The organism is Achromobacter sp. ACM05 (assembly GCF_019218915.1).
In the GTDB taxonomy this organism is placed as follows: Bacteria; Pseudomonadota; Gammaproteobacteria; order Burkholderiales; family Burkholderiaceae_B; genus Achromobacter; species Achromobacter animicus.
In genome coordinates this window covers 258,389-270,639 of record NZ_JAHUWQ010000001.1, presented here as the reverse complement: position 1 = coordinate 270,639, position 12,251 = coordinate 258,389, and the positions used below count along the sequence as shown (strand labels likewise).

Annotated in this window: 14 protein-coding genes and 1 riboswitch; of the genes, 6 read left to right on the top strand and 8 right to left on the bottom strand. The window is 66.4% G+C overall.

What is annotated here, in order from left to right; genetic code table 11:
• A riboswitch (SAM riboswitch) is annotated at positions 1–82 on the top strand.
• The 3 genes from KW836_RS01230 (at position 72) to KW836_RS01220 (ending at position 3,310) form a co-directional block, all read left to right on the top strand.
• Positions 72–1,331: a homoserine O-acetyltransferase gene (locus tag KW836_RS01230; protein ID WP_218342245.1), complete on the top strand. Its 1,260-nt coding sequence runs from the start codon at positions 72–74 to the stop codon at positions 1,329–1,331. (Overlaps the previous riboswitch by 11 nt.)
• A complete protein-coding gene (gene metW / locus KW836_RS01225) occupies positions 1,328–1,942 on the top strand; it encodes a methionine biosynthesis protein MetW (protein WP_175125146.1) in 615 nt (204 codons plus the stop codon). The genes KW836_RS01230 and metW overlap by 4 nt, the downstream gene beginning before the upstream one ends.
• Before the next feature lie 120 nt (positions 1,943–2,062).
• A complete protein-coding gene (locus KW836_RS01220; protein ID WP_218343235.1) occupies positions 2,063–3,310 on the top strand; it encodes a muropeptide transporter in 1,248 nt (415 codons plus the stop codon).
• Positions 3,311–3,368: 58 nt separating this feature from the next.
• Here KW836_RS01220 and KW836_RS01215 read toward each other — a convergent pair whose 3' ends face one another.
• Positions 3,369–4,232 carry a universal stress protein gene (locus tag KW836_RS01215; protein WP_105237166.1) on the bottom strand — a complete coding sequence of 288 codons (864 nt, stop codon included), beginning with the start codon at positions 4,230–4,232 and terminating at the stop codon, positions 3,369–3,371.
• A gap of 225 nt (positions 4,233–4,457) precedes the next feature.
• Here KW836_RS01215 and KW836_RS01210 point away from each other — a divergent pair, with 225 nt between their 5' ends.
• Together KW836_RS01210 and KW836_RS01205 are read left to right on the top strand one after the other, a co-directional pair.
• The gene (locus KW836_RS01210) at positions 4,458–5,096 is read left to right on the top strand and encodes a trimeric intracellular cation channel family protein (protein ID WP_056564767.1); all 639 of its coding nucleotides are present in this window, start codon (positions 4,458–4,460) and stop codon (positions 5,094–5,096) included.
• Between the two features lie 159 nt (positions 5,097–5,255).
• Positions 5,256–5,927: a GntR family transcriptional regulator gene (locus tag KW836_RS01205; protein WP_218342244.1), complete on the top strand. Its 672-nt coding sequence runs from the start codon at positions 5,256–5,258 to the stop codon at positions 5,925–5,927.
• A gap of 14 nt (positions 5,928–5,941) precedes the next feature.
• On the opposite strand, the gene KW836_RS01200 is transcribed toward KW836_RS01205, so the two are convergent.
• Genes KW836_RS01200 through KW836_RS01185 form a run of 4 tightly spaced genes read right to left on the bottom strand, consistent with a single transcriptional unit; the run spans position 5,942 to position 8,902 of the window.
• A complete protein-coding gene (locus tag KW836_RS01200) occupies positions 5,942–6,709 on the bottom strand; it encodes a LamB/YcsF family protein (RefSeq protein WP_175125149.1) in 768 nt (255 codons plus the stop codon).
• 13 nt (positions 6,710–6,722) lie between these two features.
• On the bottom strand, positions 6,723–7,715 hold the full coding sequence (locus KW836_RS01195; RefSeq protein WP_218342243.1) for a biotin-dependent carboxyltransferase family protein: 993 nt from the start codon (positions 7,713–7,715) through the stop codon (positions 6,723–6,725).
• Positions 7,712–8,452 carry a 5-oxoprolinase subunit PxpB gene (gene pxpB / locus KW836_RS01190; RefSeq protein WP_370632970.1) on the bottom strand — a complete coding sequence of 247 codons (741 nt, stop codon included), beginning with the start codon at positions 8,450–8,452 and terminating at the stop codon, positions 7,712–7,714. Before pxpB ends, KW836_RS01195 begins: the two co-directional genes overlap by 4 nt.
• Before the next feature lie 18 nt (positions 8,453–8,470).
• The gene (locus tag KW836_RS01185) at positions 8,471–8,902 is read right to left on the bottom strand and encodes a VOC family protein (RefSeq protein WP_105237171.1); all 432 of its coding nucleotides are present in this window, start codon (positions 8,900–8,902) and stop codon (positions 8,471–8,473) included.
• Positions 8,903–9,053: 151 nt separating this feature from the next.
• On the opposite strand from KW836_RS01185, the gene KW836_RS01180 reads away from it, so the two are divergent.
• Positions 9,054–9,929 carry a LysR family transcriptional regulator gene (locus KW836_RS01180; RefSeq protein ID WP_218343234.1) on the top strand — a complete coding sequence of 292 codons (876 nt, stop codon included), beginning with the start codon at positions 9,054–9,056 and terminating at the stop codon, positions 9,927–9,929.
• Positions 9,930–9,986: 57 nt separating this feature from the next.
• Here the strand turns inward: KW836_RS01180 and serA are convergent, their stop codons facing one another.
• From serA to KW836_RS01165, 3 genes are all read right to left on the bottom strand, one after another.
• Positions 9,987–11,186, bottom strand: coding sequence for a phosphoglycerate dehydrogenase (gene serA / locus KW836_RS01175; protein WP_175125153.1), 1,200 nt, complete (start codon positions 11,184–11,186; stop codon positions 9,987–9,989).
• Positions 11,187–11,293: 107 nt separating this feature from the next.
• A complete protein-coding gene (locus KW836_RS01170; RefSeq protein ID WP_218342241.1) occupies positions 11,294–11,752 on the bottom strand; it encodes a DUF411 domain-containing protein in 459 nt (152 codons plus the stop codon).
• A gap of 52 nt (positions 11,753–11,804) precedes the next feature.
• Positions 11,805–12,245 carry a plastocyanin/azurin family copper-binding protein gene (locus KW836_RS01165; protein ID WP_218343233.1) on the bottom strand — a complete coding sequence of 147 codons (441 nt, stop codon included), beginning with the start codon at positions 12,243–12,245 and terminating at the stop codon, positions 11,805–11,807.
• Positions 12,246–12,251: the final 6 nt, after the last annotated feature.

The window sequence follows — 12,251 nt, the reverse complement described above, 5'->3', positions numbered from 1 at the left end:
CCAATTTTCGGCGCCGATTTGCCTGATCCGCTTGCGGGCGCCTTCCAATAAATCCAGCTAAAGAGGTCCGTATGACCACTCCTGCCCAACATTTGGCCGGTGATTCGGCCAGCGGGTTCGTCCCCGCAACCGTCACGACTTCCGATGCCGTTGATCCCGGTTCGGTCGGCCTTGTCTCTCCCACGTTCATTCGTTTCGACGAACCGCTGCCCCTGCTGAGCGGCCAATCGCTCGCGTCCTACGAACTGGCCGTCGAAACCTACGGCACGCTCAATGCGCAGCGCACGAACGCCGTGCTGATCTGCCACGCGCTCAATGCCTCGCACCACGTGGCTGGGCAAGCCGCGGACAACCCCAACGACCTGGGCTGGTGGGACAACATGGTGGGCCCCGGCAAGCCGGTGGACACCAATCTCTTCTTCGTGATCGGCGTGAACAACCTGGGCTCGTGCTTCGGCTCGACCGGGCCGGCCAGCATCAACCCCGAGACCGGCAAGCCCTGGGGCGCCGCGTTCCCGGTGCTGACGGTGGAAGACTGGGTGCGGGCGCAGGCGCGGGTGGCGGACCACTTCGGCATCGAGCGCTTTGCGGCGGTGATGGGCGGATCGCTGGGCGGCATGCAAGCGCTCAGCTGGTCGATCACCTTGCCCGAACGCGTGGCCAACTGCATCGTCATCGCCAGCACGCCGCGCCTGTCCGCGCAGAACATCGGCTTTAACGAAGTGGCCCGCCGCGCCATCATCACCGACCCGGATTTCCACGGCGGCGACTACTACGCGCAGGACACCGTGCCGCGCCGCGGCCTGTCGGTCGCGCGCATGATCGGCCACATTACGTATCTGTCCGACGACGACATGGCCGAAAAATTCGGCCGCGCCCAGCGCGCACCCGCCGAGAACGGTGCGTACCGCTACGGCTACGACGTCGAGTTCGAGGTCGAGTCGTACCTGCGTTACCAGGGCGAGAAGTTCACGCGCTATTTCGACGCCAACACCTACCTGCTGATCACGCGCGCGCTGGACTACTTTGATCCGGCCCGCACCACGGGCGGCGATCTGGCGCGCGCCCTGGCGCCTGCCAAGTCGAACTTCCTGCTGGTGTCGTTTTCGACCGACTGGCGATTCCCGCCGGAGCGATCGCGCGAGATCGTGCGGGCGCTGCTGAAAAACGCCAGCCCCGTCACGTACGCCGAGATCGACGCGCCGCACGGCCACGACGCCTTCCTGCTGGAAGACGCGCGCTATCACGCGGTGGTGCGCGGCTACTACGAACGCATCGCGCGCGAGCTGGGCCTGCAAGCCGCCGCCCCGATTGAAGGATGCTCCGAATGACTTCCGTGACTCCCCGCTATGCCCACAGCGCGCTGCGGCCCGACCTGGCGCGCATTGCCGGCTGGATCGAGCCGGGCAGCCGCGTCCTGGACCTGGGTTGCGGCGACGGCGCGCTGCTGGCGCACCTGCGCGACCATCGCCAGGTCAAGGGAGCCGGCGTCGAACTCGACGACACCTGCGTGATCGCCTGCGTGCGCCGCGGCGTCGAGGTCATCCAGCAGAACCTGGAAGACGGCCTGGCGCTCTTTGACGACAAGCAGTTCGACACCGTCGTGCTGTCGCAGACGCTGCAGTCCATGCACCGCACGGAGCACATCCTGCGCGAAATGGCCCGCGTGGCGCGCTACGGCGTGGTGTCGTTTCCCAACTTCGGCTACTGGCCGCACGGCTGGGCCATCCTGCGCGGCCGCATGCCCGTGACCGGACAGATGCCATACCAGTGGTACAACACGCCGAACATCCACCTGTGCACGTTGCGCGACTTCGAACAGCTTGCGGGGGAAGTGGGCCTGCGCATCCTGGAACGCGCCACGTTCAACGAAGGCAAGGAAGTGAAGGCGTTCCCCAGCTGGCGCAGCACGCTGGCCGTGTACCGCTTTGCTTCGCCCTGACGATAATCCCCTGACATTCCGACACGCATCCTCCTGACGGCGCGGGGCAACAGGCCCTAAAATGCCGCAAGCCCGCGGCCGGCGCCCGGGACGCCGCTGGCCAAGTTTCAGGAGACCGTCATCACCGCTGTATCCAACGTCTACACCAGCCCGCGCGTTGCCCCCTTGCTGGTGCTGGGCTTTGCCAGCGGGCTGCCGCTGGCCCTGACCAGCGGCACCTTGCAGGCCTGGGCCACCGTCGAAGGCGTGCCGCTGCAGGAAATCGGTTTCCTCACCCTGGTAGGCACGGCCTACACCATCAAATTCCTCTGGGCGCCGTTCGTCGACCGGTTTGCGCCGCCCGTGTTGGGCCGGCGCCGTGGCTGGATGCTCGTTACGCAGATGCTGCTGGCGGTGGCCATCATGGCGATGGGCACGCTTTCGCCGTCGTCCACGCTGATGGCGCTGGCCGTGCTGGCCGTGTTTGTCGCCTTTCTGTCCGCCACCCAGGACATCGCCTTCGACGCCTATTGCACGGACGTGCTGCGCAAGGACGAGCGCGGCGCGGGCGCGGCCATCCGGGTCATGGGATACCGGCTTGCCATGATTGCGTCGGGCGGTCTGGCGCTGATCATGGCGGATCAGTGGATAGGGTGGGGCAACACCTACATGGTGATGGGCGGGCTGATGCTGCTTTGCGCGCTGGCCACGCTGTGGGCGCCCGAGCCCGAGCACGTCGCGCGCCCGCCGCGCACCCTGCGCGAGGCGGTGAATGAGCCGCTCCGCGAATTCTTCATGCGCCGTGGCGCGATGGAAGTGCTGCTGCTGATCGTGCTGTACAAACTGGGCGACGCGTTCGCCGGGGCCTTGTCCACCACGTTTCTGATCCGCGGCGCGGGGTTCACGCCGACAGAGGTCGGCACTGTGAACAAGGTGCTGGGGCTGGCGGCCACCATCATCGGCGCGCTGGCGGGCGGGTCGCTGATGGCGCGCTGGGGGCTGTACCGGTCGCTGATGGCGTTCGGCCTCTTGCAGGCAGTGTCGAACCTGGCGTACTGGCTGATTGCGGTCAGCCCGAAAAACCTGTGGCTGATGGCAACCGGCGTGGGCATCGAGAACCTGTGCGGCGGCCTGGGCACGGCGTCTTTCGTGGGTCTGCTGATGGCGCTGTGCCACCAGCGGTTCTCCGCCACGCAATTTGCGCTGCTGTCGGCGCTGTCGGCCGTGGGCCGCACCTATCTGGCCGGCCCGTTGACGCCGCCGCTGGTCGAATACCTGGGATGGCCAGGGTTCTTCCTGCTGACGGTGGCCATTGCCCTGCCGGGACTCGTGCTGCTGCGCAAGCTGCGCGGCACGATCGAGACCATGGAAAAGCAGGGCGAATCGTAGCCGACCGATCGCAAAAAAAAGGCGGCGCACAAGCGCCGCCTTTTTGCTGGCCGAAAACCTATTCTTCGCCGCTCAGCCGGACGATCAGCACGTCGCTGGGCAGGGATTCCAGCAGCCGCTCGGCCACGCTGCCGATGGCGGTGCGCAGGATGCCGGTGCGGCCGTGGGTGCCGGTGACGACCAAGTCGGAGCGGTGGTTGAACGAGTAGTCGGACAGTACGGTTTCGGGCTGGCCGGCTTCGAGCACGACCTTGGTCGGGCGGCCCTTGGGAAGTTCGGGCGTTTCGGCGATGAAACGCTCGGCGCACTGTTCGGCGGTTCGATACAGGTTGTCGACGACGCCGTCGTCCGGCTTGCTCACGCTCTGGAACGGCACTTCATACGCGTTGAACAAGGTGATGTCCGCATTGGGCACCAATTGCAGTGCGGCGCGCAGCGCCTGGCGCGAGCCATCCGAGAAGTCGGTGGCGACCAGTACGTCGCGGTAGGGCCGGCGGGGGCGGTTCTTGACTACCAGCACGGGCTGACGCGCCTGGCGGGCCAGCTTTTCGACCGTGGTGCCGAGCAGCAGGCGGCCCAGCGTTTCCTGGCGCGCGATGCCGGCCACGATCAGCGAGCAGCCATACGCGTCGGCGGTTTCCATGATGCTGGCGACGGGGTCGCCCTTGGTGACCACGACTTCCGCCGGCACGTTGGCGGCGGCGACGTCTTCGGCGAGTTCGCGTTCGACGAGGGCCTTGTGGTCCGGCGACAGGCGGCGCCAGACGGGGGTGGTGAGCGGCGTGGCATGGGATTCCATGACATGCAGCATGATCAGCTTGGTGTTCAGTTCCTTGGTCAACTGCAGGGCGCGGTCGAGGGCTCTGTCGCCGCGCGCACTCAAGTCGGTGGCCAGAAGGATGGGGCCAATTTGCTGGGTCATACCTAATCTCCCGGTTACGGCCAGAGGGGCGGCTCCCGCGTCCGCGCTGCCTGGCCCAGTAGCGCCCGGTCGGGCACGTCTCCATTGTCTCGCCGCGAAACGAGACCGGAGTTGATCGTTGTCAACGCAGGTTTGAGGGTACGGGATGATGCGCGCGCAGGCAATGGCGCGCCCGCCGGCAAGGCTCAATACAATGGGGCCTGCCCAAGCTACCCCCCCCCACCTATGTTTACCGATCTGTCGCCCGCTCTGCTGCACACGCTGTACCTGGTCGCCATCGTTGCCGAAGCCATGACGGCGGCACTGTCGGCGGGGCGGCGCGACATGGACTGGATGGGCGTCTGCATCATCGCGTGCGTGACGGCGCTGGGCGGCGGATCGCTGCGCGACGTGCTGCTGGGGCACTATCCGCTGACGTGGGTCGTGCATCCCGAGTACTTGTGGATGACAGGCGGGGCAGCCATCCTGACCGCGCTGATCGCGCCGGTCATGCGCCGCTTGCGCAGCGTGTTCCTGCTGGCTGACGCGCTGGGTCTGGTGGCGTTCACGGTCATCGGCTGCCAGGTGGCGCAGATGATGCAGTTGCCGATCACCGTCGTGCTGATCAGCGGCATGATCACCGGATGCGCCGGCGGGGTGCTGCGCGACGTGCTGTGCAACGAGGTGCCGCTGCTGTTCCGCAAGGAACTCTACGCCAGCGTGTCGCTGGTGACCGGCGCACTGTATCTGGGCTCGATGTCGCTCGGCCTGTCGGCCAACGCGTCGGTGCCCATCGCGCTGGCCGCGGGGCTGACCATGCGCCTCATGGCCCTGCGCTTCAATTGGCAGATGCCCAAATTCGTCTACCGCGACGACTGGGACTGACCGCGCCAGGCGGTCAAATTCATCCTTCCCGCCCTGCCCGCAGACGGCCATGCGATGCCGTGTCTATTGTGTGAAACATTATTTCTATTTCTGTTTCAATAGATTTCTAGTATCTTGTCTGGGTCTCATAGCTTGCATACGCAGTAGAAGGGGAGCCGATTGGACGTCAAAGCGCCCGCCACGATTCCGTATTTCCTACAGGAACAGATTCGTGAGTTGATAGTGAACGGCACTATCCGGCCCGGGCAGCCGTTACGGGAACAGGAACTGGAACAGCGCTTCGGCACCAGCCGCAGCCCCATCCGGGAAGCGCTGCGTCTGTTGGAACTGAGCGGGCTGGTGACGCACATCCAGCGCAAGGGGTTCCGGGTCACCCTCTATACCGAAACCCAGATCCGCCATCTGTACATGCTGCGCGCGGAGCTGGAAGCCTATTGCATCCGGCAGGTCGCCGAGATGCCCGATCTGAGCGCGCTGGTGGCCGAACTGACCACGCAGCATGAGGCGATCGTCGCCGCGATGGGCCGCCTCGATGGGCGCGGCTTCATTGCCGCCTCGCGCGATTTTTACCTGGCCGCCGCGCGCTTTACCGGCAATGCGCCGCTGACCAGCATGCTCGGCAAGGTGTACGAACAGATCGAGCCGTTGCGCCACATGCTGGCCAGCAGGTCACTGGAGGCCAACAGGATTCCGATCTATACGGAAGGCGTCATCCAGGCCCTGCGCGTCCGGGATTTCGACCACGCCGCGGCGTTGACGCGCAAGTATGTGGTGCAGGTGCTGCCCGACATCGTGCGGGCGTACCGCGAGGCATCGCTCGACGACGCCTAACTATTGCGCCCGCCTTAGCCGCGGGGCGGCGTGCGCACCTCGATGCCCGCCTGCTCCAGCGCGCTGCGGATGCCATTGGCAAAGACCAGCGCGTTGGGCTGGTCGCCATGGATGCAAAGCGTGTCGGCCTGCACCGGCACATCCTTGCCGTCCACCGACCGCACCAACCCTTCCCGCACCATCCGCACCACCTGCGCGACGGCCACATCCACGTCTTCGATCATGGCGCCTGCGCGCGTGCGCGGGGTAAGAGAACCGTCGTCCTGGTAGGAGCGGTCCGCGAAGACTTCATTGGCGGCCGACAGCCCAACGGCGCGCGCCGCATCGATCAGTTTGCTGCCCGCCAGCCCGTACAGGATCAGCGAGGCGTCCACGTCCTTGACCGCCTGGCAGATGGCTTTTGCCAGCGGTTCGTCCTTGGCTGCCATGTTGTAGAGGGCGCCGTGCGCCTTCACGTGATGCAGCCGCGCGCCCTGCGAGGCCGCCACGCCGGCCAGTGCGCCGATCTGGTACACGACGATGTCATAGGCCTCGTCCGGACTGATCTGGATGACGCGGCGGCCAAATCCCGCCAGGTCCTGCAGGCTGGGGTGGGCGCCCAGCGCCACCCCTCGCGCCAATGCCGCGGCCACGGTCTTGCGCATGGTGGCCGGGTCGCCGCCGTGAAAGCCACAGGCAATGTTGGCGGAGCTGACGAACTGCAGCACTGCCGCGTCGTTGCCCATGGTCCAGGCGCCATAGCTTTCGCCCATGTCGCAATTGAGGTCGATGCGGGTGGTCATAACGGGTTCCTTTCTAGGCCAGCAGCGCGCGCAGCGGTTCAAGCGCGGCGTGCAGTTGGGCAAACGCGCGCTCGCGCTCGCCGTCCAGGCGCTGCGCTTCTTCCAGCTCGATCCGCTGGAAACGCAGCGTCTGGCCGGGCGCGGACTGCGCCAGGGCGGGCAGATCCACGGTGGCGATCTGCGCAATCTTGGGATAGCCGCCGGTGGTCTGCCGGTCGGCCATGAGGATGATGGCCTCGCCGCCCGAAGGCACCTGCACGGTGCCGAAACAGGCCGCTTCGGACAGCATCTGCCGCGGCTGATTCATGGCGAGCGGGCGGCCGAGCAGTCGATAACCCATGCGGTCCGACTGCGGACTGATGCGGAAATCCGACTCCGCAAACGCGCGGCGGCTGCTTTGCGAGAACTCCGGCCAGTGCACGCCGGGCAGAAAGCGGATGAATTCGCGCTGCTTGTTGCCCAGCGTCGCGGGCAGATAGACGCGCACGTCCCACAGCGCCTTCTGCAAGGCGGCGGCATCGCGGTCCGGCGGCAGCGGCCGGCGCAGGGGGACGACGTCGCCCTTGGCGAGCGCGCGTCCTTCAAAGCCACCGAATCCGCTGCGCAGGTACGTGGTTTCGCTGCCCATGACGGGCGTCAGCGCGAACCCGCCGTGCACGGCCAGATAGGCGCGCACGCCGGCGGCGGGCCTCGCGCCGAAGGCCAGCACATCGCCCGCGCGCGCGATCAGCGGACGCAGCAGGGGAATGTCCTGGCCATTCAGCGTGGCGCCCAAGTCGGCGCCCGCCAGTGCGAAACAGGCCGGCACGTCGAAACGCAGCGTCGGGCCGGTCAGCGTGATTTCCAGCGTGGCCGGGTCGCCTTCGTTGCCCGCCAAGGCATTGGCAAGCCGGTGAGCGCGCTCGTCCATGGCGCCCGCCGCCGGAATGCCCTGATGCTGATAGCCGTCGCGCCCGCGGTCCTGGAAACTGGACAGCATGCCCGGCTTAATCACCGTCACGCTCATGGCCGGTTCCCCCGGATGCGGTCGAATTCGTCGGGCGCGATCGGCACGAAGCGCACGGTGTCACCGGGCTGCAGCAGGGCGGCGGGTTCGCGGGACGGGTCGAACATGACGAGCGGCGTGGCGCCGATGATGTTCCAGCCGCCCGGCAACCGGTTCGGGTAGATCACGGTCTGGCGGTTGGCGATGGCCACTGCGCCCGGCGGTACGGCCGTACGCGGCGAGGGGCGGCGGGGAATGTTCAGTTTTTCGTCGTGCACGCCCAGATAGGCATGTCCGGGGGCAAATCCCAGCATGAACACCATGCTGCGCGGTTCGCTGTGCAACTGGATGACGGCGTCGGGCGAAATGCGCGCTGCGCGGGCGACCTCGGCCAGGTCGGGTCCGTGTTCACCGCCATAGCAGACGGGGATGTCGACCTCGCGTCCGCCCGCATCGCCGGTCGGAATGCCGCCGGCCAGCAAAGCCTGGATGTGTTCGGATAGTGAGGCGTAGGTGGGGCCTTCGCCCTGTCCGCCGGGCCGGTAATGCACGGCCACGGCGACGAAGGAGGGCACCACGTCGGTGACGCCCGGCAGCCGTGCGTCGCGCAGCATGCGGGCCGCCGCCAGGCACGTGCGGCCGATGGCGGCGTCGATGTGTTCGCCGAAGGAAATGATCAGGCAGCGGTCACCCTGGGGCAGGATGCGCCAGCGGGTTTCGGCCGGAGAAAGCGAGTCTGAATTTACGTTCAACGGCACGAAACCTGTAGTGACGGGTTACTTGGCGAACAACGAATCCATGTTCTTGAACGCCTTGAATTCCAGCGCGTTGCCCGACGGATCCAGGAAGAACATGGTGGCCTGTTCGCCGACCTCGCCCTTGAAGCGGATGTAGGGTTCGATCACGAACTCGGTCTTGGCGTCGGTCAGGCGCTTGGCCATGGCTTCCCATTGTTCCATGGAAAGCACGGCGCCGAAATGGCGCACGGGCACATTGTGCGAATCGACCGCGCTGGTGGCTTTGTGGCCACACTCGCTGGGCGCCAGGTGAGCCACGATCTGGTGGCCGTAGAAATTGAAGTCGATCCATTCGGAGGAGCTGCGCCCCTCCGGACAGCCCAGCTTTTCGCCGTAGAAGGCGCGGGCTTCGGCTAGGTCCCGCACGGGGAAGGCCAGGTGGAACGGCGGCAGGTTGGTTTGAGCGGACATGCAAGGCTCCGGGTCAGGCAAAGGAAAGATGAGCGTTCGGGGCGGGCCGCCGCCGCAGTCGCGTCGGCTTTAGCACCAGGACGTAGTTTAAGTATTGTTTTTTTTATAGCAAAACGATATTTTTCGAGTCTTAGCATCGAAAAAATTGATTGTGCTCAAAGAATTCAAGACCTTCATCGCCGTGGCGCGGGACGGCACCTTCACTGGGGCGGGGGCGCAACTGGGACTCACGCAGTCCGCCGTCAGCGCGCAGATCCGGCGCCTGGAAGAGTATCTGGGCGTCGCGCTCTTTGACCGCAGTCCGCGCGCGGCCCTGCTGAACGCGCAGGGCCGCGAGATGCTGCCCCAGGCCGAAGAGCTGGTCGCCATGGCCGATCGCATGGCGGCGTCTGCCGGCGGCGCCCATGTCAGCGGGCTGCTGCGCATCGGCGCGATTGCGTCCGTGCAGCAGGATCTGCTGGTCCACGCGGTAGGCGAGTTCCGCGCCGTCTATCCCGACGTGCGCGTGCGCATCGTGCCCGGTGTGTCGCTGTCGCTGCTGGGTCAGGTGGACGCTGGCGAAGTGGATCTAGCCGTGCTGATCCGCCCGCCGTTCGCCTTGCCGCCCGAACTGGGATGGCAGCCGTTGATGAGCGAGCCGGTGATGCTGGCCATACCGGAATCCATGCCGGTCGCGCCTTGGCGGGAACTGCTGGCGACCCAGCCCTTCATCCGCTACGACCGCGCTTCGTTCGGCGGGCGGGTGGTGGATGTATTCCTGAAGAAGCACCGGATCACCGTGCATGAGGCCGTGGAGCTCGACGAGATCGAGGCCATCGCGGCGATGGTCCGTCACGGGCTGGGCGTGGCGCTGCTGCCCCGGCTGCGGCGTCTGGACATGACGGGGCTGCGGCTGCTGCCCCTGGACGAACACGCGTTTCACCGCGAAATAGGCATCATCGGCCGCCTGCCGTTCGACCCGGGCAGCGTCCGCGAAAAGATCGCGCAATGCCTGCATCGGGCGGCGGGTGATTCGGCAGGGGTTTGACGCCATTCCACGCCAGCCGGTCGCTCAACAAAAAAGCCCCCGAAGGGGCTTTTGCTTTTACAGCCGGTCGCAGCGGACCGTGATCGGGTGATCGCGCAAGGCGGTCATGACGATGTCGTCGACCTGGCCCTCCACGTCGGTGATCACGTAGCCGATCTGGCCGCGCGTCTGCAGGGTCTGGCTGACGATGTTCAGGCCGTGTTGCGCCATCAGGTTGTCCAGCGCGCCCAGCGCCCCGGGCGCGTTGCGGTGCACGTGCAGGATGCGCGTGCCGCCGGCCTGTTCCAGGAACGGCAGCTCGGGGAAGTTGACCGCGCCCTTGGTGGTGCCGGCCTGCAGGAAGCGCACGAGCTTTTCGGCGACTTCGCGGCCGATGTTCTCTTGGGATTCCTGCGTGCTGCCGCCGATGTGCGGGGTGAGGATGACGTTGGGCATGCCGATCAGCGGGCTGGCCAGCGGTTCGTCGGCGCTCTTGGGCTCGGTGGGGAACACGTCCAGCGCGGCGCCGGCCAGGTGGCCGGATTTCAGCGCCGCGTGCAGCGCGTCGATGTCGACAACCGCGCCGCGCGAGGCGTTGATCAGGATGGCGCCGCGGCGCATGCGGCCGATGGTCTCGGCGTTCATGATGTTTTCGGTGGACTTGCCGCCGGGGACGTGCAGCGTCACGACATCGGCCTGTTCCAGCAGATCGTTCAGCGTGCCGGCGGGGCGGGCGTTGCCCAGCGGCAGCTTGGCCTCGACGTCGTGATAGATGACGCGCATGCCCAGGCTTTCGGCCAGGGTGCTGATCTGCGAGCCGATGTTGCCGTAGCCGACGATGCCCAGCGTCTTGCCGCGCGTCTCAAACGCGCCCGCGGCGCTTTTGTCCCAATGGCCCTGATGGACCCGGGCGTTCTTTTCGGGAATCCGGCGCAGCAGCAGGATGGCCTCGCCCAGCACCAGTTCGGCGACCGAACGCGTGTTGGAGAACGGCGCATTGAAGACCGGGATGCCGCGCTGCATGGCGGTGTCCAGATCGACCTGGTTCGTGCCGATGCAGAAGCACCCGACGACGCGCAGATCGGGGTTGCCGGACAGCAGGGCGGCGTCCAGGTGCGTGCGAGAACGGATCCCCGCCACTTGCACGCCGCGCAGGGCGTCGTGCAATTGCGCCGGCGGCAGGGCCGCGGCATGCGTGACGATATCGGTGTAGCCGGCGGCCTCGAAGACGGCGCGGGCGCTCGGGTGGATGTTCTCGAACAGGACGATTTGTGCCATGACTGCCAAGGGTTGGTGAGAAACGCAATTATTTATTGTGGACCATTTTTGCTGCAGTGCAAGGAGTAGCCATTGAGGCGGTGTGGGTGAATTGTTTCAGGCGCGGCTCAGCGGTAAGCCTGGAAAACCTTGGCGCCGCCGCGCTTGTCGACCAGCACCACGTCGTGCGGCGTCTTGCGCCCGCCGTATTCCGGACCGTCCATGCCCGGGGACCCCAGCGGCATGCCGGGGGCCGAAATACCCGCCGCGTCCGGCTTTTCGAGCAGCAGCCGGCGCACGTCGCTGGCCGGCACGTGGCCTTCCACCGCGTAGCCGTCCACCATTGCGGTGTGGCAGGAACCGTAGTTGGCCATGCCCGCGTTGCGGCGGATGGGGCCGGTGTCGTCGACGTCGTGCGTGACGACCTCAAAGCCGTTGTCGCGCATGTGTTTGACCCAGTCTTCACAGCAGCCGCAGGTGGGCGTCTTCCAGACTTCGACTTTGACGGGCACCTGCGCGGCCGCGATGGCGGGGGCGCCGAGAACGGCGGCGAGGACCAGGCAGCGTGTTAGACGGACAAGGTTCATGATGCTCCAGGCGAAAAAGGTTTGTTCAAAGGATACGCCCGCGCGGGGCGCGTCACCGCACCGATACCGAACCCTTCATCCCCGCAGCATAGTGGCCGGGCTCCAGGCAACCAAACGACACCGTGCCCGCCTTGTCGAAGCGCCACACGATCTGGCCGCTTTTGCCGGCTTCCAGCGACACGGCATTGGGTTCCTCGTGCCGCATGCCGGGATCTTTCAGCATCATGGCGTAGTGCGCCTGCAGGTCGGCATCGGTGCCCAGTACGAGCTCGTGCCGGATCTTGCCGGAATTGTGCACGTTCAGGCGGACGGTTTCGCCGGCCTTCACGTCGATGGTGGCGGGCGAAAAGCGCATGGCGTCGTTCATGTCGATCTCGACCGTGCGCGTGACGCGGGCCGGATCGCCCGGCGTGCCGATGGGCGCTGCGGCGGCGGGCTGCGCGTGGCTGCCATGCGCGTGGTCGCCTGCGGCCAACGCCGCGCCGGACAGCATGAGCGC

What these genes read in the sequence shown, in the direction of transcription:
- serA (WP_175125153.1), bottom strand. Translation starts at nt 11,186, where the DNA reads ATGGCACAAATCGTCCTGTTCGAGAACATCCACCCGAGCGCCCGCGCC.
- KW836_RS01230 (WP_218342245.1), top strand. Translation starts at nt 72, where the DNA reads ATGACCACTCCTGCCCAACATTTGGCCGGTGATTCGGCCAGCGGGTTC.
- KW836_RS01215 (WP_105237166.1), bottom strand. Translation starts at nt 4,232, where the DNA reads ATGACCCAGCAAATTGGCCCCATCCTTCTGGCCACCGACTTGAGTGCG.
- KW836_RS01210 (WP_056564767.1), top strand. Translation starts at nt 4,458, where the DNA reads ATGTTTACCGATCTGTCGCCCGCTCTGCTGCACACGCTGTACCTGGTC.
- metW (WP_175125146.1), top strand. Translation starts at nt 1,328, where the DNA reads ATGACTTCCGTGACTCCCCGCTATGCCCACAGCGCGCTGCGGCCCGAC.
- KW836_RS01185 (WP_105237171.1), bottom strand. Translation starts at nt 8,902, where the DNA reads ATGTCCGCTCAAACCAACCTGCCGCCGTTCCACCTGGCCTTCCCCGTG.
- KW836_RS01170 (WP_218342241.1), bottom strand. Translation starts at nt 11,752, where the DNA reads ATGAACCTTGTCCGTCTAACACGCTGCCTGGTCCTCGCCGCCGTTCTC.
- KW836_RS01195 (WP_218342243.1), bottom strand. Translation starts at nt 7,715, where the DNA reads ATGAGCGTGACGGTGATTAAGCCGGGCATGCTGTCCAGTTTCCAGGAC.
- KW836_RS01165 (WP_218343233.1), bottom strand. Translation starts at nt 12,245, where the DNA reads ATGCTGTCCGGCGCGGCGTTGGCCGCAGGCGACCACGCGCATGGCAGC.
- KW836_RS01200 (WP_175125149.1), bottom strand. Translation starts at nt 6,709, where the DNA reads ATGACCACCCGCATCGACCTCAATTGCGACATGGGCGAAAGCTATGGC.